This is a genomic window from Streptomyces sp. WM6372 (assembly GCF_001279655.1).
Classification (GTDB): Bacteria; Actinomycetota; Actinomycetes; order Streptomycetales; family Streptomycetaceae; genus Streptomyces.
On record NZ_LGDB01000168.1, the window covers coordinates 1 to 217 of the forward strand.

Below are 217 nucleotides of genomic sequence, written 5' to 3' on the forward strand. Positions count from 1 at the left end.
TATTCGGACTCGCTTTCGCTACGGCTTCCCCACACGGGTTAACCTCGCTACACACCGCTAACTCGCAGGCTCATTCTTCAAAAGGCACGCAGTCACGACCCATTGGGTAAACCCAATGAGCGACGCTCCCACGGCTTGTAGGCACACGGTTTCAGGTACTATTTCACTCCGCTCCCGCGGTACTTTTCACCATTCCCTCACGGTACTATCCGCTATC

At 54.8% G+C, this 217-nt stretch carries 1 rRNA gene; it reads right to left on the reverse strand.

Annotation, left to right across the window (positions count from 1 at the left end):
* A 23S ribosomal RNA gene (locus ADK52_RS13530) occupies positions 1-217 on the reverse strand; the annotation flags it as partial.